This is a genomic window from Lysinibacillus sp. CNPSo 3705 (assembly GCF_028674935.1).
GTDB lineage: Bacteria > Bacillota > Bacilli > Bacillales_A > Planococcaceae > Lysinibacillus.
This window is the reverse complement of record NZ_JAQZSD010000026.1, coordinates 20863-42444: the sequence shown is the minus strand read 5'-3', so window position 1 is coordinate 42444 and position 21582 is coordinate 20863. Positions and strand designations below refer to the sequence as shown.

At 36.8% G+C, this 21582-nt stretch carries 24 protein-coding genes; 11 read left to right on the top strand and 13 right to left on the bottom strand.

Going from position 1 to position 21582, the window contains the following annotated elements:
• Positions 1 to 149: 149 nt before the first annotated feature.
• The 4 genes from yugI to PVA17_RS12860 form a co-directional block, all read right to left on the bottom strand.
• The gene (gene yugI, locus PVA17_RS12880) at positions 150 to 527 is read right to left on the bottom strand and encodes a S1 domain-containing post-transcriptional regulator GSP13 (protein ID WP_132361692.1); all 378 of its coding nucleotides are present in this window, start codon (positions 525 to 527) and stop codon (positions 150 to 152) included.
• Between the two features lie 88 nt (positions 528 to 615).
• Positions 616 to 2259, bottom strand: a complete 1644-nt coding sequence (locus PVA17_RS12875; protein WP_274067898.1) for a hypothetical protein — start codon at positions 2257 to 2259, stop codon at positions 616 to 618.
• Positions 2252 to 2800, bottom strand: coding sequence for an RNA polymerase sigma factor (locus tag PVA17_RS12870; RefSeq protein WP_132361696.1), 549 nt, complete (start codon positions 2798 to 2800; stop codon positions 2252 to 2254). Before PVA17_RS12870 ends, PVA17_RS12875 begins: the two co-directional genes overlap by 8 nt.
• Positions 2801 to 3608: 808 nt before the next feature.
• Positions 3609 to 3869 (bottom strand): DUF1871 family protein, encoded by a 261-nt coding sequence (locus PVA17_RS12860; RefSeq protein ID WP_132361698.1) that lies wholly within the window; start codon positions 3867 to 3869, stop codon positions 3609 to 3611.
• A 72-nt stretch (positions 3870 to 3941) separates the two neighbouring features.
• Between PVA17_RS12860 and PVA17_RS12855 the strand changes: the two genes are divergently transcribed.
• Entirely contained in the window at positions 3942 to 5114 is a 1173-nt protein-coding gene (locus tag PVA17_RS12855) for a MalY/PatB family protein (protein ID WP_274067897.1), read from the top strand.
• 214 nt (positions 5115 to 5328) lie between these two features.
• On the opposite strand, the gene PVA17_RS12850 is transcribed toward PVA17_RS12855, so the two are convergent.
• The 3 genes from PVA17_RS12850 to PVA17_RS12840 all read right to left on the bottom strand — a co-directional run bounded on the left by PVA17_RS12850 (position 5329) and on the right by PVA17_RS12840 (position 6432).
• Positions 5329 to 5541 (bottom strand): hypothetical protein, encoded by a 213-nt coding sequence (locus PVA17_RS12850; protein WP_053484185.1) that lies wholly within the window; start codon positions 5539 to 5541, stop codon positions 5329 to 5331.
• 22 nt (positions 5542 to 5563) lie between these two features.
• A complete protein-coding gene (locus PVA17_RS12845; protein WP_132361702.1) occupies positions 5564 to 6151 on the bottom strand; it encodes a peptidylprolyl isomerase in 588 nt (195 codons plus the stop codon).
• A 131-nt stretch (positions 6152 to 6282) separates the two neighbouring features.
• On the bottom strand, positions 6283 to 6432 hold the full coding sequence (locus tag PVA17_RS12840; protein ID WP_274067896.1) for a hypothetical protein: 150 nt from the start codon (positions 6430 to 6432) through the stop codon (positions 6283 to 6285).
• 133 nt (positions 6433 to 6565) lie between these two features.
• Between PVA17_RS12840 and PVA17_RS12835 the strand changes: the two genes are divergently transcribed.
• The 3 genes from PVA17_RS12835 (at position 6566) to PVA17_RS12825 (ending at position 10224) form a co-directional block, all read left to right on the top strand.
• The gene (locus PVA17_RS12835; RefSeq protein ID WP_274067895.1) at positions 6566 to 7273 is read left to right on the top strand and encodes a hypothetical protein; all 708 of its coding nucleotides are present in this window, start codon (positions 6566 to 6568) and stop codon (positions 7271 to 7273) included.
• Positions 7274 to 7607: 334 nt separating this feature from the next.
• Complete coding sequence (locus PVA17_RS12830; RefSeq protein WP_274067894.1) at positions 7608 to 9458, top strand: transglycosylase domain-containing protein; 1851 nt, start codon at positions 7608 to 7610, stop codon at positions 9456 to 9458.
• A gap of 292 nt (positions 9459 to 9750) precedes the next feature.
• The gene (locus PVA17_RS12825) at positions 9751 to 10224 is read left to right on the top strand and encodes a hypothetical protein (protein WP_274067893.1); all 474 of its coding nucleotides are present in this window, start codon (positions 9751 to 9753) and stop codon (positions 10222 to 10224) included.
• A 186-nt stretch (positions 10225 to 10410) separates the two neighbouring features.
• On the opposite strand, the gene PVA17_RS12820 is transcribed toward PVA17_RS12825, so the two are convergent.
• Positions 10411 to 10974, bottom strand: coding sequence for a DUF5366 family protein (locus PVA17_RS12820; RefSeq protein WP_142510531.1), 564 nt, complete (start codon positions 10972 to 10974; stop codon positions 10411 to 10413).
• A gap of 154 nt (positions 10975 to 11128) precedes the next feature.
• Here PVA17_RS12820 and PVA17_RS12815 point away from each other — a divergent pair, with 154 nt between their 5' ends.
• Genes PVA17_RS12815 through mnhG form a run of 7 tightly spaced genes read left to right on the top strand, consistent with a single transcriptional unit; the run spans position 11129 to position 16887 of the window.
• Complete coding sequence (locus tag PVA17_RS12815; RefSeq protein WP_132361708.1) at positions 11129 to 13543, top strand: Na+/H+ antiporter subunit A; 2415 nt, start codon at positions 11129 to 11131, stop codon at positions 13541 to 13543.
• The gene (locus PVA17_RS12810; protein ID WP_049669152.1) at positions 13530 to 13952 is read left to right on the top strand and encodes a Na(+)/H(+) antiporter subunit B; all 423 of its coding nucleotides are present in this window, start codon (positions 13530 to 13532) and stop codon (positions 13950 to 13952) included. Before PVA17_RS12815 ends, PVA17_RS12810 begins: the two co-directional genes overlap by 14 nt.
• Positions 13952 to 14293: a Na(+)/H(+) antiporter subunit C gene (locus PVA17_RS12805; protein ID WP_049669151.1), complete on the top strand. Its 342-nt coding sequence runs from the start codon at positions 13952 to 13954 to the stop codon at positions 14291 to 14293. Before PVA17_RS12810 ends, PVA17_RS12805 begins: the two co-directional genes overlap by 1 nt.
• Entirely contained in the window at positions 14286 to 15773 is a 1488-nt protein-coding gene (locus PVA17_RS12800) for a Na+/H+ antiporter subunit D (protein ID WP_274067892.1), read from the top strand. Before PVA17_RS12805 ends, PVA17_RS12800 begins: the two co-directional genes overlap by 8 nt.
• A gap of 4 nt (positions 15774 to 15777) precedes the next feature.
• The gene (locus PVA17_RS12795) at positions 15778 to 16257 is read left to right on the top strand and encodes a Na+/H+ antiporter subunit E (RefSeq protein ID WP_132361710.1); all 480 of its coding nucleotides are present in this window, start codon (positions 15778 to 15780) and stop codon (positions 16255 to 16257) included.
• Entirely contained in the window at positions 16254 to 16535 is a 282-nt protein-coding gene (locus tag PVA17_RS12790; protein WP_132361711.1) for a Na(+)/H(+) antiporter subunit F1, read from the top strand. Before PVA17_RS12795 ends, PVA17_RS12790 begins: the two co-directional genes overlap by 4 nt.
• On the top strand, positions 16519 to 16887 hold the full coding sequence (gene mnhG, locus PVA17_RS12785) for a monovalent cation/H(+) antiporter subunit G (protein ID WP_132361712.1): 369 nt from the start codon (positions 16519 to 16521) through the stop codon (positions 16885 to 16887). Before PVA17_RS12790 ends, mnhG begins: the two co-directional genes overlap by 17 nt.
• Positions 16888 to 16935: 48 nt before the next feature.
• On the opposite strand, the gene PVA17_RS12780 is transcribed toward mnhG, so the two are convergent.
• The 5 genes from PVA17_RS12780 to PVA17_RS12760 all read right to left on the bottom strand — a co-directional run bounded on the left by PVA17_RS12780 (position 16936) and on the right by PVA17_RS12760 (position 21274).
• Positions 16936 to 17406, bottom strand: a complete 471-nt coding sequence (locus tag PVA17_RS12780; RefSeq protein ID WP_132361713.1) for a GNAT family N-acetyltransferase — start codon at positions 17404 to 17406, stop codon at positions 16936 to 16938.
• Between the two features lie 133 nt (positions 17407 to 17539).
• Entirely contained in the window at positions 17540 to 18136 is a 597-nt protein-coding gene (gene cysC, locus PVA17_RS12775) for an adenylyl-sulfate kinase (protein ID WP_274067891.1), read from the bottom strand.
• Positions 18133 to 19272 (bottom strand): sulfate adenylyltransferase, encoded by a 1140-nt coding sequence (gene sat, locus PVA17_RS12770; RefSeq protein WP_274067890.1) that lies wholly within the window; start codon positions 19270 to 19272, stop codon positions 18133 to 18135. Before sat ends, cysC begins: the two co-directional genes overlap by 4 nt.
• A gap of 223 nt (positions 19273 to 19495) precedes the next feature.
• A complete protein-coding gene (locus PVA17_RS12765) occupies positions 19496 to 20560 on the bottom strand; it encodes a sulfate permease (protein WP_274067889.1) in 1065 nt (354 codons plus the stop codon).
• Positions 20561 to 20572: 12 nt separating this feature from the next.
• Complete coding sequence (locus PVA17_RS12760; RefSeq protein WP_132361720.1) at positions 20573 to 21274, bottom strand: phosphoadenylyl-sulfate reductase; 702 nt, start codon at positions 21272 to 21274, stop codon at positions 20573 to 20575.
• Positions 21275 to 21582 lie beyond the last annotated feature (308 nt).

Below are 21582 nucleotides of genomic sequence, written 5' to 3'. Positions count from 1 at the left end.
CATAACTGCCAGTAAATGCGCGTTTGGTGAAGACTATAATCAGTGGGGGATAAAGCCCCCACTAAATCAACTATGCCTCGGCATAATTGGGGTCCGGAAGCTTTAACCACTTTCAGCGGATAGTTTGCTGAAGAAGTTAAAGTTTCACTTTATTGACCTGACTGTTCGATCCAGTCCTGTAATTTATCTTTTAGGGAATTAAAACCATTCGCATCCGATTCATCTACACGGTCCTGCAATGATTTACGTGGTAGTACATCTTTTTTACGCAATGTAGCTGGGCGCTCCTGCAAAGCACGGATCGATAAACTAATTTTTTCGGCATCTTCATCGATTTCAAGTATCTTTACTTCAACCTCTTGCCCAACTGACAAAAATTCACTAACGTCCTTTACAAAGCCGTACGTAATTTCGGAAATATGTACAAGGCCTTGTGTATCTTCATCAAGCGCAACAAATGCACCATACGGTTGTATTCCTGTAACTTTACCGGTCAACACGTCCCCTAATTCATATTTTTGTCCCATAACCTTTGCCCACTTTCTTTTTGTTTGCTACGTATATATCACCACAAATTATAACATAGGTGTATTAGTGGGGCAAAAATTCATACCATCAATCCGTGATTCCTGTGATGCGATAATTACCTTCTTTGTTTATTGATAATTTAATAAGAAATTGTCTACCATACATATCCTGATACTCTTCAGAAACACGAACAGCAACCGTTGGATAGCTACCATCATATTCACCTAATTGGCTAAAGATATTTAAACTTTTAACATTATCTAACAAACTTGAATTAATGTTCGTTCCTGGCATTAATATAGCTTTTTGTAAAGATTCGTCTCCAATAGTTATTGCATATAAATAAAGGGAAACCATATTTAATGGGCGTAATTGATCGATAAATGTTTCAGCATCGCTTTTTTTATATTGCTCATATATACTCTTTATTTGTGATTCATCAATACTTACAATCGTAAAATCACTATCATTAATAAATCCTGCTGTTTCTTCTCGAGTTTGCAATATGATTGTCCAAATATCATAAGTTGATAACTGAGTTAAAGTATTTGAGCGATTGTTCTGTTGTAGTTCATGCAAAATTGTTGAAGCAGTTTTCTTCATTACTTCCCCGTACGTTCCATTAGCTACTTTTTGCAAGAAATCCATATAATCTTCATGAGGTTCTCCATCTTTTGTAAGAGCAGGATAGCTTGCAGTTCCTTTCAACAACACTAACCATGTATTTTCAAAACTTTGTCTTAAAACCTTGTAACTAGGTGAACCTGCGTTTACATCTGCTAGTAATGTACGCTCCATTAATTTTAAAGATTTAGCGGTTTCTTCTCGTGTATACGTTAAATCATCTGCTAATAATAACTGTCCCTTTTCTAAATACTCAAAATAACCAAAAATATCAGGATGCAATTTATGGATATTGGGTGGCGAAAATTCACCGTAAATCGGTGTGGCTTTAAAATAAAACGTCCCTTCTTCATTTTCTTTCAATTCCATGAATTGATTATTTGCGGCCTTAATAATTGCCCGTAAATTTGACGGATATTTATTGGTATCTTTCGACTTCTTTAGAAGAGGTTCATATGGTTCAAGAAGATCGTTGTAAAAATTTTCTAATTCCAATACAGTATCTTCATATAAGCGATATACCTCAAAAGATTCATCGAACGTTAAATTAGATTCATCAATCGTTTCCAAGGCTCTTCTTGGTGTTATTAATTTATTAAGTATAATTTCCTCATTAATTTTTAAAAACTGTACATCCTCTTCTTGTTCATGAGAATTCCTCCTTGTATAGAAGTCTAGCACGTAGTCAGCTTCTTTAATAAATTCAAATGCATTCAATTCATCAATAGTAACTTTTAACTCTCTTCTTATTTGTTCTTTTTTACTATTGTATTTTTTAGTTATCTTTTCAACCCATTCTTTAATTCCAACTTCCTTTTTTTCTTCCTGAGAAATATCCTTTTTACTATTTACAAGTTCTGGTTGGTTAATCATATAAGATGAAACGAGCATACTCACTAAAAGTACACTTGCCATGCTTGCGATCCAGACTGCTGGCTTTCGCCATCTTGAAGGGGGCTTTTGTGTTGTTACTGTTTCTAATGGTTGTTGTGTTGCATTTTCTGCCTCGATTTGTGCGAAAACGGCTTCTGGATCTAACTGTGGTTCCAAACGATTATAGGATTTTTTCAGAAGCTCCATTCGTTTTTCAAATTGTTTATCATCCATTTTCAACACTCCCCTCCTCCATTAACACCGCTTTGAGTTTTTCCTTTGCACGCAATAGACGAACTTTGACAGTTGCTAACGAAATATTTAGTACTTCCGCTATCTCCTCATACTTAAATTCATGGAAGTAAAATAATATGAGCGGATAACGATATTTTTCATCGAGTTCTTTAATAGCATTATGTAATTGCCTATCCTCCTCAAAATTAAGGACATACTTTTCGGCTGAAGATGAGGGCGTTTGCCGCTGAGCACCTAGCCTCTCTTCCTTTGCCTGCTCCTGCTGTTCTTTGCGATAATAATCACGGGTTGCATTTAATGTAATTTTATAGAGCCATGTCGTAAAACGATCCTGTTTAAATTGATGTAAAAAACGATACAGCTTCACAAACACCTCCTGTGAAACATCTGCTAAATCATTACTATGTACGCCACATTGAAAAGCAAATTTTTCAACTGTTCGTTGATGTATTCGGATTAGCTCTATATAGGCGTCTTTGTCTCCTCGCTGAGCCCGTTCTATTAATTCAGTTTCAGTCACGGTCTTCCCCCCTTCGCACATGTAACGAATCATTGTTCCTAATTGTTACATATTTTTACTTATTAATAAAAAATACAAAGATCTCGCTACATCAAAACAAAGCTACTAAGACCTCGAATTTCGTTACTAAAACTATATACTGAACCACTAAAACACCCCTGTTTTACAAACAAAATTAAGATAAGAATTTCTATGAATCATTTACCCAAAATTTACTTTTTCAGGAGAATATCAAGGTAAGATAAAGCTTTAATTTAAGGAGGGTTTAATTCCGCGTCTTCGAGAGATCAATTTACATCTAAAATTGGGTTATTTTAGCTGTCGCTGGAAGTTCTATAGGGGTTAGAGCTATGTGGCAGTTTCCTTATATGGCGGATACTAACGGCGGAAGTGTTTTTTATTATGTATTCTATGTTGCTATCTGATGTGAAACTTTTGCTCGATCTAGTTTCGACTATGTAGACTTTTTGACGAATAGTATTAGTATGCCAATTGGAGCCTTACTGATTTATCTTTGCAGGCTAAAGCCTTCCTCTAGTCAATTTTGAATATTTTAATTCGGTCTCCAATAGGGATATTTTTTTTCTCCAAAGGATCTTGCCTTTGTTTAAATAAAAGACCGTTAAAAAACGAGGTTGTCTCTAAATTGAAAGAGACAACCTCGTTTTCTATAGAAAAGCAAAAGCATCATTGCACCCGATTCAGCTTTATGCTAGGCATGATGTTGATCATTCAGTCGTGCCACAGGACGTGACGTTCTTAACTGAGTCCCTCTATTTCAGCGGTTGTTTGAAAACCCTCTAAAAAGTTAAATAATGCATTTTGCTTCAAATTTTATCGCAATAAGCTTGTACGAAATGGCTACACAATCTTCAAATGGAATCCATTCTTCAAACGAATGCTCATATGTTTCTTGAATAACCTTTGCAAGAGTTGATGGATCATCAATACCTTGCAATGCTGCTACAACATCTGCAGTTTCAGTATCATAATGATCTGGACCTAAGTGGAATGGATCCCACTCCTCTAGCAGACGTACGGCCGCTTGATTCATTTTTATATTTTCCAAAATACTCACCTATTATCCTTTTATCATACTCGTATGATACCATAGTAAATAAAAAAGAAAAGAGTGATTTACTTGTCTATTTTCGATCAAACTATTAAACGTCGTTGTACAAACTCTGTAAAATGGGACGCAATGGAAAATGTATATGGGCTACAAGATGCTTCAGATATACTACCAATGTGGGTAGCGGATATGGATTTTGCTGCTCCAGAAGCCGTATCAAAAGCGCTACAAGAACATGCTGCAACAACTGTTTTTGGCTATAGCTTTGTTAGCGATAAAGCAGTGCAAGCGATCGTAGACTGGCAGCATGCACATCATGAGTGGCATATTGACAAAGAATCAATTGTTTTCTGTAACGGTGTTGTTGCTGCTTTAGCAGATAGTATCAAGGCACTAACAAATCCAGGAGATAAAGTTCTTATTTCCTCACCTGTTTATCCGCCATTTTATAATATCCCGAAAAGTAATGGCCGAGAGATCGTTAGTTGTCCTTTAGTTGAAGAAGATGGCACATTTGTCTATGACTTTGAAGCCTTTGAACAAGCACTTGCTCAAAATGTGAAAGCCTACATATTGTGTAATCCTCATAATCCTGGTGGCTATGTATGGGATGAAGCTACATTAAAGGAAATCGTACGACTATGTGCAAAGTATGATGTTGTTATTATTTCCGATGAAATTCATTCTGATTTAATGTTGGATGGCTCAAAACATACACCATTAGCAAAAATCGCTGGTGATGAAATGGATCGTATTATTACGTGTATGGCACCGACAAAAACATTTAATCTAGCTGGGATTCAAGTCGCTTATATGATTGTAACGGATAAGAAAAAACGTAAGCTACTAGAAGCAGTTCATATGGCTAGTGGGCAAGGCTCATTAAATACTTTTGCTTCTGTTGCACTTCAAACTGCTTATACAGAGGGTTCCCCATGGTTAAATGACATGCTTTCTTATATTTCAAATAATATGGACTATGTGATTGCTGAATTAGAACAATTACCTGGTATCCATATTAGAAAACCTCAGAGCACTTATTTACTTTGGATTGATTATCGAGAATTAGGACTTGATGAAAAAGAAATCATGAAACGCTTGCTGGAAAATGGCAAGTTAGCATTAGAGCCTGGGACTAAATATGGCGATGAGGGTAGAGGCTTCCTGCGTATGAACGTCGCTTGCTCATTTGACACAGTAAAAGACGGTGTTCAGCGCTTTAAGCAAGTACTTCAACAATAGAAAGTAAATAGTGAAGGATATCTCAAGTTTTCCTGAGATATCCTTTTTTGTTGAGAAAATACAGCTCATATGGAGAATGATACGAGAAAAATGCCCCGCAATCCTTAAAGGCTGCGAGGCGTCTGATACAATCAATTATGATTCGGCATAATTGCATCCGGGATCGGCCGGAAGTTTTAACTCCGTTGGGTATTTAGTCACCCGTTGAATACAGTTAAATATTTTGCTGATTGTTTGTATTATTTTTCTCTGAAAGAATACGTGCTTCGATTTCCTTTGATTTCATTTCTTGTTTCTTAGAAATCTTACGGAAAACAGTAAAGACAACAATACATAAAATAAGCATGATCAAAAATTCAAAAGCTGCAGGAATATAGCCTGATTTATCTTCTGGGAAATATAAAAATTGATACATTAAATGTTTCATGTTTTACACGTCCTTACAATTATTATTCAAAAACTGTAATTGACTCGATTTTCACATCTTCTACTGGCTTATCACGGAAGTCTTTTTCTACATCTGCAATTTTGTCGACAATGTCCATTCCTTCAACAACATGACCAAATACAGTATGCTTATGGTCTAACCAAGGCGTACCGCCATTTTTAGCATATGCTTCAATAATTTCTTCTGGGAAGCCAGCACCTTGTAATTGACGAAGCATATCACTTGGAAGGTGCTTCATTTGTACGATAAAGAATTGTGAACCATTTGTGTTTGGACCCGCATTTGCCATCGAAAGGGCACCGCGAAGATTAAATACGTTTTCAGAGAACTCATCCTCGAAAGAGTTACCCCAAATTGACTCACCGCCCATACCTGTACCAGTTGGGTCACCACCTTGAATCATAAAGTCTTGAATTACACGGTGGAAAATGATGCCGTCATAGTATCCTGATTTTGCATGGCCTAAAAAGTTTTCAACAGTTTTTGGTGCATGCTCTGGGAATAATTTAATTTTGATGGCACCTAATGTTGTTTTCATTTCTACAAGTACTTCGCCTTCTAGTACTTCTGTTGTTAATTGTGGAAACATTGAAGTCTCTCCTTTAAATGTAAAATTTCAGTTTCATTGAAAATGATAGTACTATCATTTCTGACCTCATTTTAGTCTAACATACTTCTTAATGGTTTTCTTCACCAAAGTATTGACGATTTTTTGCACTTTTAATTTTTCAGCTTATCACCATCCGCAGTGTTGAATTCTCTTCCGACTGGGCTTCCGTTAAGCCGCTTGGCCATTAAGTGGTTTTTTTCGTAAAAGCGCACGATGGTGTTATTACAGTACTGTTCTTCGGTTAAGAAATATTTTTTCATAATAACCCCCTTACTTTATTTTTTGATTGTTCATATATTACCTTGAATGACCATAAAATGAAAAATATCGGAATGAAGATGGAAAATTGGAATAGGATTATATGAATAATAATAGACAAAATGGAGGGCTTGAATGAAATTTATACAAAAAATAAGTGTAATTGGACTGTCGGTATGTATGTTGAGTATCGTTTTTTCATCTACCAGTATGGCAACAAAAATCGTTACAGAAGAGCACCTAAATTCAGTAAATGAAAAAAATAAAAAAGAAGTTAATGATTACAAAAACGACTCCGCTAAAATATTAGCACAAGAAACAAAAACGGTAGTAATTGAAACAGAAAAAGAAGATAAATCATTATTAGAGCAAAAAACAAAAGAATTTGAAGAAAAAATGAAAATGAAACAAATAACCTTTATTGAAGAGGGCTTGAAAAAAGCAACAACGCTTCAAGATGTAGAAAAAGTAAAAAGTGAAGCAGCCAACCTATTAACAAAAGAAAAAGAATTGTTTAAAGCGGAAAGTGAAAAATATGTAAAAACAAAAATTGATACGGAAAAAGTGAATTTAGCGATGATTTCAAGTTCATATAAGACGGTTAAAGATGACTTTTTCACTTTTAATAAACACAAATTCTATTACTATGATGTCAATAAAAACGAATTTATTCCAAACAATAAAGTAAATAAAATAGAAGAAGTAAAAGAATTTGAAAAAAACCACATAGAAGATTCAAAAGTAAAAGATAATCCAATCAACACCTTAATCCTGTTCATTTTCCTTGCATTGTTATGTATTATTCCTCTTATGATAAGTAACAGTCAAAAAAACAGAGCGTAAGCTTTCTTGATGCTAGTAGCGTTCGTTCCTCTGCCTGTTCGCTCCATGATCCCATCTATGACGCTAACTACACTCCAGTCAACTTATTCACAGAAACACATTGTTATCGACATCCGCCTTCCAAAGAGTAAAAAAGGATTTATACATAAACTGTGTGTGAATCCTTTTACTTTATTATCATGTCTAACCCCTTCACCAATCACTCTTAATAAGCTCTAACAAACGTCGTCTCCAACTTCATTATTATAAATACAAATAGGTCGTAACGCGTATTTGGAAACTATCCAAATTATGTTATTCTGTTGAATGACTCATATTTAGAGTGGAGGCACACATGAAAAAGGCTTTTGGTTTTTTTATCATTTTACTATCCTTACCTGTCCTTTGGTGGATTAGTACAAATATTAGGACAGAGATCAATGCAGCACAAGCGCATGAGGAGCAAATCGCCAGTGCTATTCATTTACCGGAAGTACAGCCACAGCTTCCAGTAACACTTATTGATCGAAACGGCAAAACATTTAGCGAGGAATATGTCGAATGGCGGCAACCTCTAACATTACAGGAAATCCCAAAAATTGCCCAGGAAATTTTTATTGCAAGTGAGGACGCTCATTTTTATGAGCATATCGGCTTTGACCTTAGTGCTATCATCCGTGCAGTTGTTGCTAACTCAAATACAAATTCAACTTCTCAAGGGGCTAGTACTATTACACAACAGCTCGTTCGAATGCGTTATTTATCTGACGAAAAAACATATGAACGAAAATTAACAGAGATTTTTTACTCTCATGAGCTTGAGAAAGAATTTGATAAAGACGAGATTTTAACGATGTATTTAAATGAAGCCTATTTCAGCAATCAAGTTTATGGAATCGGTGGAGCAGCTACCTATTATTTTCAAAAACCACTCCAAGAATTATCTATAGCTGAAATTGCATTTATTGCTGCCATTCCGAATAACCCGTCGCTTTATAATCCTTTAAAAAACTTTGAAAAAACTAAAGCGAGGCAGGAGCGGTTATTAGATACACTTGCAGCGAGTGGCGCTATAACAAAAGAAGATGCCATTACATATAAAGCTGAAACTATCGCATTAAATGTCAAGAATAAAGCACAAAGCTCCCCTATGTACAGCACGTATGTCCTACAAGAGCTTAGATGGTTAGTTGCAGAAAAAGAAGGTTATTCAGATCGACTTGCAAATTCACAAAGCGAGGAAGAGAAGAAAAAAATCAAAACGCAGCTAGACAATCGACTCAATGCATTATTCCAAAATGGATTAACGATTTATACCGCGCTTGATCCAGACAAACAAGCACATGATGAGGAAAAAATGACGGCGATTCTAGGCTCAGGTAAATTACAAGCAGCTGGAGCAGTTATTGATAATACATCCCGAGAAGTTGTTAGTCTTTATGCTGGGAAAAACTACGAAAAGTTTGGTTATCATCGGGCCTTTCAAGGTACACGTCAGCCAGGCTCTGCCTTTAAGCCATTAGCTGTATATGCGCCTTTCTTTGAAACGACAGCACATACACCTGATTCTATCGTCAGTGGTGGCAGTTATTGTGTCGGTTCATTTTGTCCACAAAACTATGGAGGCTTTAAATACGGTGATGTACCGATTCGAGTAGCATTTCGAAATAGCTACAATACATCGGCTCTCCGTCTCTTTAACACCGTCGGAATTGATACAGCCTTTAGTTACTTAGATCGCTTTCACTTCCGCTCTATCGTGGCAAAAGACCATACTTATGCTGCCTCTTTGGGAGGATTAACGTATGGCGTTACAGCACTTGAACTAGCGGATGCTTATACAAGTTTTATAGACGGCTCATACGTACTTGCCCATAGCATTCGTAAAGTAACAGCATCTGATGGCACGGAGCTTTACAGTTGGGATTCAGCACGCGATCAAATTTGGGCACCAAAAACAGTTAAGTATATGCGTTCAATGCTTGCAGATGTTGTTACCAAAGGTACCGCGCAAGGCGTTTATAGTAGAAGTAACTATGTCGGTGCCAAAACAGGAACAACTAACAACTATCGCGACTACTGGCTCGCCGGATTAAATGATGAGTACACTGCAGCAGTATGGCTTGGCTACGATAAGCCACAATCTATGGAGAGATTAGAAGCTTATAAGATTCATCACAAGCTATTTAATGTTTTACTGGAATAACCTAAAAGTTGATATGCATACGAACAATAGCAAAGCATCATCTTTATCCGAAATACCAAACCTTGCCATTGTAGATACGACGTAATATTTGTGTGTATGACAAATTGTCCTCTCCTGGCAAATAACAGCAATTATATTTTGTTAAACTTAAAGTGCAAAGCGAAAATTCCTCTCGTAATTTGTCTTGACAACAATTACGATGCTTGAGTTTCCGCTTTTTTCTATAGCAATGTTATTTATCAAAACAGGATGAATTAAATTACATATCATCATAAAGAAGGGAGAATGTAGCATGAAAAAAAAGTTATTTTTGTTTTTATTATTGTTAGGACTTTTATTAGGAGGATGTATTAAGAAAGACGAAGAAGGCAAATTTGTTATTGATGAAGTCTCTACATCAGCTTTGGAGGACGGAAAAAATTACTATATTATAACAGCTATTAGATGGACTGGTAATGATAACGTGATCATCAACGATATTGACTTACTTCACGCTGAGTCTAACATTCAATATCAGTTTTATGCAGGTGAAAGTGGTAAAAAGCTAGGGGTATATAAACGAGGCAAAGAAGATATCGGAGAATTAAAAGACATCAAAGATTGGACAATCGAAAAAGAAGGGGTCCTAATTATGTCATTCCAACTAGAAGATGTGAAAAAGAATCCTAAACGACAAATCAAAATTCTCTATACTGTCAATGATAAACAGCAAGAACAAATTATTGATTCAAGTACAATTCAAAATCTTTATACAACCGCAAAATAAATACTCTTAAGCACTTATGCACATTTGACAGACGCTGCAGATCCTAATGCAAGGATGTAACGCTTTAGTCAACGCGGCACTATCCCTAGAGAATGCAACAAAAAGTTATGAAATTACTAATGACAAAAGGCAACAGGATACAATCCCCTGTTGCCTTTTATGAATGAAATAAACGATTTGGTGCATTTAGTGAGCAAACGGTAAACTTGCTAAAATACCATTATACAATTTTAAAACAACATAAACTAATAGCGATAATAGTATAGTCCACATAAAAAGTTCAAATACTAATAAGCCAATTGTTCCACCCATCGACATAAAATGACTCATTTTATAGATAAGATAAATAAAGTAGATAAAAACGGTTAAGACAAAAATACCTACTAAAACGTAAATAAATTGAATAGCAAAGGCTGAACAGATTGCACCAACTAATAAAATGATGTATCCACCTCGTGCTTGATTCACTGTCGTACCATCATGATCCTTTGAGAAAAATAACATTCCTAACTCATGAATCGTTTCCCCTACTAATTTTAATGCTGAAAATAGCATAAAAAAGATTACAGCAAAGACAATTAGCAAGAATACACGGAGCTCAAAATCGGATAAAAACTCACGCATGCCGGAATACACACCGATTGCATGAAAAACTTGCAACGATTCACTTACTGCATACATTCCAAACGTCAAACTAAACAATAAAATTGTAATTAATGGTAGATAACCATAAATATAAGGGTTCTTCATAAATAATTTTTTCCTCTATTATTATTGATAACTTCCTATTTATAATATATCCAAAGTTCTTCCATTACCGCAAGCTAAATCATATGAGTGCATATGCAATCCTACAAAAAGTGCGATATAATTAACATACTTATCTGCATAAAGGAGGATTTTTTTGTTACAAGTACTTTATATTTTCATTCCAATGCTTGCTGCAATATTTGTGCCACTTTTATATAAAAGCATTAAAAATATTCACACAGGCTGGTTTGTTCTTGCAGTACCTGCTACACTCGCGATTATTTACGCGTCTTATATCGGAAAAGTAGCAGATGGTAAAGTATTTCTTGAAGAGCTTCCTTGGATTCCATCGCTTGATATTTCCGTCGTTTCTTATTTAGATGGACTTAGCTTGCTGTTCTCATTGCTGATTACTGGAATTGGCTCATTGGTCGTACTTTACTCTATTTTTTACTTAGACAAACATAAAGAAAAATTACATAATTTTTATGTTTACCTATTATTATTTATGACCGCAATGCTAGGAGTAGTACAGTCAGATCATTTAATTACACTGTACTTCTTTTGGGAACTAACATCTATTTCATCATTTTTACTGATCGGCTATTGGTATGCTCGTGATGCCTCTCGCTTTGGTGCACTTAAGTCAATGATGATTACAGTCGGTGGCGGCTTGATGATGTTAGGAGGATTCATCCTTCTTTATTTAATGGGAGGAACGTATTCAATCCGTGAACTTATTGTAATGGCACCTAGCTTAGTGCAGCATCCCTTGTTCACCTGGTCGCTCGTTTTAATACTGCTAGGAGCGTTTACAAAATCTGCCCAATTCCCATTCTACATTTGGTTACCAGATGCAATGGAAGCGCCAACACCAGTAAGTGCATACCTCCACTCTGCAACAATGGTAAAGGCAGGTATTTATTTAGTTGCACGTTTCACACCAATTTTCGCTGTTTCTGAGCTTTGGGTATGGCTCGTAACAAGCGTAGGTATTTTAACGTTATTTTGGGGTTCATTCTTTGCTATAAAGCAAACAGATTTAAAAGGAATCCTTGCTTTCTCCACAGTGAGTCAGCTTGGACTTATCATGTCTTTGCTCGGCGCTAGTGCTTTAGCGTTTCATGGCAATGGGACTACAGATACTATTAAATTTGCTGCCTTTGCGGCAATCTTCCATCTTATCAACCATGCAACGTTTAAAGGAAGCCTATTCATGATTGCAGGCATTGTCGATCATGAAACAGGTACACGTGATATTCGTAAGCTCGGTGGATTAATGAGTATTATGCCGCTTAGCTTTACAGTAGCGGCTATCGGAAGCTTATCAATGGCTGGTCTACCGCCATTTAACGGCTTCTTAAGTAAGGAAATGTTTTTAACTGCTATGCTTGCACTGCAAAATTTCGATTTTTTAGGCTTCGAAACATGGGGAGCACTCTTCCCGATTGTCGCTTGGATTGCTAGTATATTTACATTTGTCTATAGCTTCTATTTTGTTTTCAGAACATTTACTGGTACATATAAACCAGAAAAATTACCTCATAAACCACACGAGGCACCGATTGGTATGCTAATTTCACCGATGATTTTAGCAGCATTAGTCGTAACAATATTCTTTATTCCGAACCTAGTTGGTGATACTTTTGTAAAACCAGCCGTACAAGCTATTCAGCCATTCTTATATGATTCACCAAAGGATATTGATATTCACGTGGCTGCTTGGCATGGTGAAATTACTCCCGAATTAGTCATGACATTTGGCATCGTAATTGTTGGGGTTCTATTGTTTGTAGCATTACCGAAATGGCAAGTTATTTACCAAAGATTCCCGAAATCTTTAACGTTAAATAATGCATACGACAAGATTATGCTCGGGCTAGATGTTGGGTTAAATCGCGTATCACGTCTTTATATGACGGGCTCTATGCGTCACTACCTGCTGTATATGTTTAGTAGCATTGCGGCGATTGTAATCGGTTCTTTATTTGTGAAGAATGCTTTTACAGTCTCCTTCCAAGATATTTCACCTATTCGTCCTTACGAAATCATTTTAGTTGTAGTGTTAGTCATTGGAACAGCCATTACAATTTTGGCAAAGTCACGTTTAACAGCTATTATAGGCCTTGGTGCTGTGGGCTACACAGTAGCATTATTCTTCGTTATTTTTAATGCTCCTGATTTAGCATTAACACAGCTTGTCATTGAAACAATTTCTGTTGCGCTATTTTTACTAGCGTTTTATCATCTGCCGAAGCTGGGAAAACGGGAAGAGCGCATGAGATTCCAATTAAATCGCGCGATTGTTTCCGTTGCTGTCGGTGTTATGGTTACGCTTGTAGCACTGTCTGCACATTCACAAAAATTGATTCCGACTATTTCGAAATATTATGAGGAAACCGTTTATTCAAAAGCAGGCGGTGGAAACATTGTCAATGTTATCTTAGTAGACTACCGTGGCTTTGATACATTATTTGAAATTACAGTACTAGCTATTGCTGGAATGGCCATTTTAGCAATGATAAAGCTACGCATGAATAGAAAGGAGAAAACACATGAAAACAAATGATGTCATTATACAATTTACAACAAAAATTGTATTCTTCATTATTTTCTTCTTCTCCATTCATATTTTTCTCGCTGGTCATTACACACCTGGAGGCGGCTTTGTTGGTGGACTTTTAACATCGAGTGCGATCGTGCTCTTAGTCCTTGCCTTTGATTTAAATACGGTTCGTAAGGTTTTACCTATAAATTATACGTATTTAACTGCAATTGGCTTACTTCTAGCACTCGCAACAGCTGCTTTCCCAATGTTTGTAGGTAAACCGTTTTTTACACATTTCTTTGATTATTTCGATTTACCGCTTCTAGGCAAACAGTCATTACACACGGCTATGCTTTTTGATAGCGGTGTCTATTTGGTTGTTGTCGGCGTTACGATGACCATTATTCAAACGATTGGGGAGGATGAATAATGGAAATATTGATGGCGTTTGTCATAGGCTTTCTATTTATGGCAGCGATTTATTTAATCTTATCCAAAAGCTTATTGCGTATTATTATCGGGACAGGTCTTTTAAGTCATGGCGCTCATCTTCTCATTTTAACGATGGGCGGGCTAGGTGGAGAAGCACCACCTGTTTTAAAGGAAGGGGCAAAAACTTTTGCAGACCCATTACCACAAGCGCTTATTTTAACAGCGATTGTTATTAGTTTTGGGGTAACAGCTTTCTTCTTAGTACTCGCCTATCGTTCTTATCAGGAGCTCGAGACAGATGATATAAGCTTAATGAGAGGAAGTGATGAGGATGAATAACTTCCTTCTACTGCCAATTATCATTCCATTTTTCTTCGGTATGATGTTAATATTCGGGCAAAAAAACTTAAAATATCAGCGTTCATTCGCATTACTTGGTATAGGTCTCGCACTTATATCAGCCATTTCACTGCTTATAAAAGTGAAAAATGATGGTATTCAAATGGTAACGTTCGGGAATTGGCCTGTGCCGTATGGCATTACGATGGTTTCTGATATGGTATCTGCATTGCTTGTCACTACAACGCTGCTGATCACCTTCTTTGTTGTTTGGTATGGCTTTGGTTCCATCACAAAGGAACGTGAACGCTTCTTCTATTATCCTGGCATTATGTTTATTTTAACTGGGGTTAACGGGGCATTTACGACAGGCGATATTTTTAACCTGTTCGTGTTCTTCGAGGTTTTGTTAATGGCCTCTTATTTGCTTATCGTTCTTGGGGGCGAAAAAGGACAGCTTAAAGGTTCCATTAAATATATTTTAATTAATGTTATTTCATCTGCTTTATTTGTTATTACAGTTGCCTTCCTTTACTCTGTAGTAGGCACATTAAACATGGCAGATATTGCGGTAAAAATTGCTGAAATTAATCAGCCAGGTATCGTTACGGTTATAGCTGTACTATTTTTAATGGTATTTGGGTTAAAAGCGGCTATTTTCCCGCTATACTTTTGGCTACCAACTTCTTATGCAGCAGCACCTATACCAGTGCTAACGCTATTTGGTGCACTACTAACAAAGGTGGGCATTTATGCGATTACTCGAACATATACATTGTTCTTTGTTCATGATTTATCGTATACACATGATTTACTGATGGCATTAGCAGTTGCAACCATTATTGCGGGCTGTATTGGTGCACTTGCCTACCATGATGTGAAGCTCATCATTATATATAATATTGTCATAGCTGTAGGTGTTATTTTATTTGGTGTTTCTCAAATGAATGAAATCTCCCTAAAAGGTGCAATGTTTTATCTAATCCATGACATGCTAATTAAAGCAGCGCTCTTTATGTTAATAGGGATCGTCATCTACATTACTGGCACATCTGATTTACGAAAAATGGGCGGTCTTATGAATAAATATCCTGCTCTTGGTTGGTGCTACTTAATTGCAGCATTTGGTTTAGCAGGGATCCCCCCTCTTAGTGGCTTCGTTGGAAAGCTGTTGATTGTACAGGGCGGATTTGAAGCAGGCAGTAAATGGAGTAGTATTTTTATTTTAGCTTCATCACTTCTCGTTTTATTATCGGTTATTCGTATTTTCCTTTATGCTTTCTGGGGTGAAGAAAAAGAAACAACGGGTACTGTCGATAAAAAAGTCTACTATACACTATTTGCGCCTACCGTTCTTTTAGTGCTCATTACTGTAGCGTATGGTGTAGGCTCTGAATGGATTACGCCATTTATGGACGATGCGGCAAAACTATTAAGTGATCCATCTATTTATATAGATGCTGTAATGAAGGAGGATTAGAGATATGGCATTTCAAATTATTTTAAATGTTGTACTTGCCTTCGTTTGGATGTTCCTTTCTTCTAATTACACAGCAACAGGCTTTATCATTGGGTTTATTCTCGGTATTATATTGCTCATTATTATGCGTAGATTTTTTACTACCCGTCTTTACGTCTACCGCATATGGGCAATCATTAAGTTGACATTACTCTTTTTAAAGGAGTTAGTGTTAGCGAATGTACAAGTTCTTCGAGTGGTATTAAAGCCTAAGTTGGATATGCAACCTGCGTTCTTTGCCTATCCGACTGTGTTAACACAAGAATGGGAAATTACATTATTATCGAGTCTCATTACGTTAACACCTGGTACGGTAGTAGTGCACGTATCTGATGATGCAAAAACTTTGTATGTACATGCGATTGACATGAGTGATGTCGATGAAGCCATTACAGCAATTCGAGATTCATTTGAAAAAGCGATTTTGGAGGTGAGTAAATCATGACAACATTTATTATTGCTTCGATTGTAGTGATTTGCTTATCAATGATTGCAGTCATTTATCGAATGGTTAAAGGTCCTTCTGCATCCGATCGTGTGGTAGCATTAGATTCATTGGGTGTATCAGTCATCTCACTCATTGCACTGTTTTCTGTATTGGTTGAAACAAGCTTCTTCCTAGAGATTATATTACTGTTAGCGATCTTATCGTTTATCGGTACGGTTGCTTTCTCTAAATTCATAGAGAAAGGAGATATCATTAAACGTGACAATTCTCGCTAATAGTTTAGTTATCTTTTTCATTTCTGTAGGGGTGCTATTTATAGTCGTGACAGCCATAGGTCTTGTCCGTTTACCTGATTTGTACACACGTGCGCACGCTGCTTCAAAAAGTGCAACGCTCGGTGTCATGTGCGTACTTATCGGCGTATTCTTTCACTTTTGGCTTATTGAAGATCACTTTAATCCACGCATTTTGCTTGGTATACTATTCCTGTTCATCACAGGTCCTGTTGGAGGGCATATTATGACTCGCTCCTCGTACATTGCTGGTGTAAAGCCTTGGAAAGGCACAATACACGACGAGCTGGGACCTGAAATTGATCGGATGAAAAAGGAACAAGGCATAAAATAACTTTTCCAAAAAAGTTGGCCAATGAATAAACTTCATTGGCCACTTTTTTTAGTTATTTGATAGCATAAAAAATTCCTTCTCTAAGCCAATGCCTTCCCAAAAGTTTAGTGCTAAGTCATTTTCTAAATCTACATAAACATTTACTACAGTAGTATCATGTTCGTCATTAAACCAATGCACTAAATCATCTACTAGACGTTTAGCAACCTTCTGTCTTCTATACACTGGCACTACATAAACCTCGTCAATTTGACCATAGTTCATATCGAAAATAAAATCCTTTTTGATCGAAGCCATTCCAAAACCAATCATTGCATTATTTTCATCAGTTGCTATATAAATGGCCCCATATTTTGATTGAATATATTGTTCTAGTTGTTCTTGAATACCCTTCCTTTCACTCTCCCCTAATTCACAATCTGCAGTTTCTATGGCATTTTCATTCCATAGCTCCAATATTTCATATAATAATTTTTGGTTTACAACATCCTCCGTTAATCGTTGAATATGTATGCTCATTTCTTCATCTCCTATAACATATGATGACTTAATCATCCCACAACATATGGAATAATTCTATAATAAATAGGTAAATCTACCATTTAAAAAAATCTGCTTATCAGAAGTAAGCAGATTCTTTAAGAAAACAGATTTAGTATATATATCCTTTTGAAGTTAATATGTCTGTGAGCTGGTCAACGCATTCTTCGATAGAATAAAGTTCTGTGTCTAAAATAATTTCTGGATTTTCCGGTTCTTCATAGGGTGCGCTAACCCCAGTAAAGTTTGGAATTTCCGCATTACGTGCTTTTTTATAAAGACCTTTTGGGTCACGTTTTTCACACGTTTCTACCGAACAATTCACATATACCTCTATAAATTCGCCTGTTTCCACAAGCTCACGAACAACTTGACGATCTTCTCGATAAGGTGAGATAAAAGCAGTTAGAACAATTTGTCCATTTTCCACAAAAAGCTTAGATACCTCTCCGATACGTCTGATATTTTCTTTTCGACCAGCTTCATCAAATCCTAAATCCTTATTTAAGCCATGGCGAACATTATCACCATCTAAGACGAATGCTTGATGGCCACGTTCAAAAAGTCGGCGTGCAAATGCGTTTGCCACAGAAGATTTCCCAGATGCTGATAAACCGGTGAACCATAAAATAAAACTTTGATGCTTGTTTTGTGTGCGACGCTCCTCTTTCGTAATGGAAGCTTCATGCCAAACGATATTTGAACTCACTTTAAAACCTCCTTACGCATTCCTTTAATTAGTACATCCACAACCTCTTTTCGGCTAAATGTACTTGGGGGCAATTCGCCGTTACGTAACATTTCACGTACCTTGGTACCCGATAAAATAACATGCACCGAGCTATCATGTGGACATGTTTTCGTCGTTGCCATGCCCTCACATTTGTTGCAATAGAAACTATGCTCAAATTTTAATGGAATAATTCCTAATTCATCTTCCGTAAATTGTTCAAAGATTTTTTGTGCATCGTATGTGCCATAGTAATCACCAACACCTGCATGGTCACGCCCAACGATAAAGTGCGTACAGCCATAATTTTTTCGTACAAGTGCATGGAAGATAGCTTCCTTTGGACCTGCATAACGCATTGCAGCTGGAAACACGCCTAATTGCACGCGATTATTAGGATAATAATTTTGTAGTAAAACTTCGTAACTTTCCATGCGAATAGCAGCTGAAACATCGTCTGATTTTGTTTCTCCAACTAGTGGATTTAAAAATAATCCATCAATTGTTTCAAGAGCCGCCTTTTGAATATATTCATGTGCTCGATGCACGGGATTCCGTGTTTGGAAGCCTACAATTGTTTTCCAGCCCCTTTCTGCAAAAAGCTGGCGTGTTTCAAACGGATCGAATGAGTAGGCTGGGAACTTTTGCTCTAGACGTTTTACTAATGTAATTTTTCCGCCTACATAAATACTTGGGCGTTCATGCAACTTTTTAACACCGGGATGCTCAATATCCTCCGTGCCGTATATTAACAACGCCTCTTTCCGTTTATTTGGTTCATAAATATCAGCAACTTCAATAACGCCATAAACAACATCACCATATACTAATTTCGCCTCATCACCGGACTGCAATGTTGCAGCTACATCCTTTGCTACAGGTAATGTAATCGGAATACTCCATACCACGCCTGACGCTAAACGTGTATGTTCAACAACTGATTCATAATCCTCCCGTGTTAAAAAACCTTCAATTGGGCTGTAACCACCGATAGCAATTAACTCTAGATCACTAAGCGCAATGGCATCAAGCTCAATAACTTTATTTATATGCGTTACTTCCTTCTCTGGATTAAAGGCTTGCACTAATAGTCCACCATGTGGTTGTAAACTCATCGAAATCCCCTCCTAGATCTATTGAATTACTTAGTTTTATTTGCATATTTTTTTAATTTTTAGTCTTGGGCAAATTGAGGCTTCTGCGATTGATTAACTTCTTTTCAGAGGTAATCGGGAATTCCTCTGATTGGATCAGCTCCCCTTCAAATGTGATCGGTTCACGTCTGATTGGATTAGCTCCTATAAAAATAATCGGCTGTCTCTCAAGTAATCCGTGTATTTATATTCCTTCACCCGCATCGTATATGGAGCGCTCTTCTTCACGCATTGTTCGCATTAAGCTGATGACACCCAGTGTTCCAACAATGATACTGCCAATTAAGACGATGGCATAGACATCTTTCTCTAAAAATAGTTGTATTAAAAAATAGGAGATGGCTAAAGAAAGGATTGGTGAGACTATCCAAATTCGAATTATTTTTTTCACAATATGCTTATGGAAAATTTGTCTCCCGTTTTTAGCCATCCCCATCCCGATAATCGAAGAGGATGTTACTTGTGTTAACGGTACGGGAAGCCCAAAGATAGAACTTATACCGACTAGTAGTGCACCTGTACTCGATATTAATATCCCTTCTGCCTTTTCAAAGCGCATTATTTTTTTACCATTTGTTTCAAGCACCCGTTTTCCTAGTAACAACGCCCCAAGCGCCACGAATGCCCCACCAAGCAATATTCCAGTTGTTACAGGCATCATTCCTGCACCAACAAGAGGTCCAACTGCATTTGCTACATTATTCATCCCTGCTGAAAAGGCTTCAAAAAATCCTGCAAACACAAGGAGAAACGTTAATATTGGATGATCTTTTAACAAACCATTGACTCGTAATTTATACAGCCATTTTCCAAAGACAAATGCAATGACAAACGCCACGATTGGCACTATTACCCAAAATGATGCTATCACAAGCAATGATTTAATATATAGCACTTTATAGGCAATCCCTACACCTACAACTGCTCCTACTGTCACTTCACTTGTCGATAATGGGATGCCTAAAAGATTAGCGATAAATAGTGAGCTTGTCGCAGAAATCAAAATAATTATGACAATCTTTACGGTAATGTACTCCTTTGACATGATACCGGCGCTTATTGTTTTTACGACCTCCCCACCTCCAAGAACTGCTCCTGTAAAAACACCCACAGAACAAATGAGCAGTGCTTGCCAAGCTTTTTTGATGGCACCAGCCCCATAAGCGACTCCCATTGAGGCAGCTGCTCCGCTAGCACCTATATTCATCGCAAAAAATAAACTGATCGCTATTGCTACATATTCAAGCATGGCAAAACTCCCTTACCCATGTAATCCACACTCCGTTTTACCAGATCCCTGCCATCTGCCTGAACGTAAATCATCCATTGTAAATACTGGTTTTGTACAATGCTCACAACCAATGCTTGGATAGCCTTTATCGTGCAACGGATTGTATGGCAAATTATGCTTTGAAACATACCGCCAGACATCTTTCCATGTCCAATGAATGAGTGGACAAATTTTAATAGATTTAAATTTATCGTCAAGATTGATAAAGTTCATATTTTGTCGGGTCGGTGATTGTTCACGACGCAAACCTGAAATCCAAGCTTTTGCTCCAGCTAACGCTTTATGTAACGGCGCAATCTTGCGAATATCGCAGCATTTATTTGGATTAGACTTCCATAATTCATCACCGAATTCAGTTGCTTGTTGTTCGAGTGTTAGTGCTGGTTTTTGCATAATAATGTTCAGCTGCGGATATTTATCTTTTACTTTATCAATCGTTTCATATGTTTCCTTAAAATGAACATCTGTATCTAAAAAGATAATCTTCGCATTAGGCTTTACCTTTGAAATAAGGTCAATCAAGACAATTCCCTCAATCCCAAAGCTACATGCATAGACGATATCCTCACCATATTCTGCATAACTCCACTGCAAAACCTCTAGTGCAGCCTTATACGTATCGTCTACCTGAAAATTCAATGTTGGCTCATGCCAAGTTGCATATGTTAGCATATAATCCTCCTTATAACGTAAAAGAGGCGTTCTAACGAAAGACATATTTATAGACATGTCTTTGTTAAAACGCCTCTAGTTTGACTAGCCAGCTCATTATTTAATTTCTTTCAACTACAGAAACCTCTATAGGTGTTGAGATGAATGCAGTTTTAGTCACTTATTAGCGAGTGTCCAACGCTTCCTCATTCTACAATCATTTTTCCTTATTACCAAATATATACTAAAGTACACCTAGTAGTCAACTAGGCTTTCAGAAAAAAATTCATTTCAATGAGCCTACATTTTACATTGCATTCTCGTATATA

Excerpts from the sequence above, each read along its gene's own strand:
- yugI (WP_132361692.1), bottom strand. The coding sequence starts at position 527 with ATGGGACAAAAATATGAATTAGGGGACGTGTTGACCGGTAAAGTTACA.
- PVA17_RS12875 (WP_274067898.1), bottom strand. The coding sequence starts at position 2,259 with ATGGATGATAAACAATTTGAAAAACGAATGGAGCTTCTGAAAAAATCC.
- PVA17_RS12850 (WP_053484185.1), bottom strand. The coding sequence starts at position 5,541 with ATGAAACATTTAATGTATCAATTTTTATATTTCCCAGAAGATAAATCA.
- PVA17_RS12845 (WP_132361702.1), bottom strand. The coding sequence starts at position 6,151 with ATGTTTCCACAATTAACAACAGAAGTACTAGAAGGCGAAGTACTTGTA.
- PVA17_RS12840 (WP_274067896.1), bottom strand. The coding sequence starts at position 6,432 with ATGAAAAAATATTTCTTAACCGAAGAACAGTACTGTAATAACACCATC.
- PVA17_RS12835 (WP_274067895.1), top strand. The coding sequence starts at position 6,566 with ATGAAATTTATACAAAAAATAAGTGTAATTGGACTGTCGGTATGTATG.
- PVA17_RS12830 (WP_274067894.1), top strand. The coding sequence starts at position 7,608 with ATGAAAAAGGCTTTTGGTTTTTTTATCATTTTACTATCCTTACCTGTC.
- PVA17_RS12825 (WP_274067893.1), top strand. The coding sequence starts at position 9,751 with ATGAAAAAAAAGTTATTTTTGTTTTTATTATTGTTAGGACTTTTATTA.
- PVA17_RS12820 (WP_142510531.1), bottom strand. The coding sequence starts at position 10,974 with ATGAAGAACCCTTATATTTATGGTTATCTACCATTAATTACAATTTTA.
- PVA17_RS12810 (WP_049669152.1), top strand. The coding sequence starts at position 13,530 with ATGAAAACAAATGATGTCATTATACAATTTACAACAAAAATTGTATTC.
- PVA17_RS12805 (WP_049669151.1), top strand. The coding sequence starts at position 13,952 with ATGGAAATATTGATGGCGTTTGTCATAGGCTTTCTATTTATGGCAGCG.
- PVA17_RS12800 (WP_274067892.1), top strand. The coding sequence starts at position 14,286 with ATGAATAACTTCCTTCTACTGCCAATTATCATTCCATTTTTCTTCGGT.
- PVA17_RS12795 (WP_132361710.1), top strand. The coding sequence starts at position 15,778 with ATGGCATTTCAAATTATTTTAAATGTTGTACTTGCCTTCGTTTGGATG.
- PVA17_RS12790 (WP_132361711.1), top strand. The coding sequence starts at position 16,254 with ATGACAACATTTATTATTGCTTCGATTGTAGTGATTTGCTTATCAATG.
- PVA17_RS12780 (WP_132361713.1), bottom strand. The coding sequence starts at position 17,406 with ATGAGCATACATATTCAACGATTAACGGAGGATGTTGTAAACCAAAAA.
- sat (WP_274067890.1), bottom strand. The coding sequence starts at position 19,272 with ATGAGTTTACAACCACATGGTGGACTATTAGTGCAAGCCTTTAATCCA.
- PVA17_RS12765 (WP_274067889.1), bottom strand. The coding sequence starts at position 20,560 with ATGCTTGAATATGTAGCAATAGCGATCAGTTTATTTTTTGCGATGAAT.
- PVA17_RS12760 (WP_132361720.1), bottom strand. The coding sequence starts at position 21,274 with ATGCTAACATATGCAACTTGGCATGAGCCAACATTGAATTTTCAGGTA.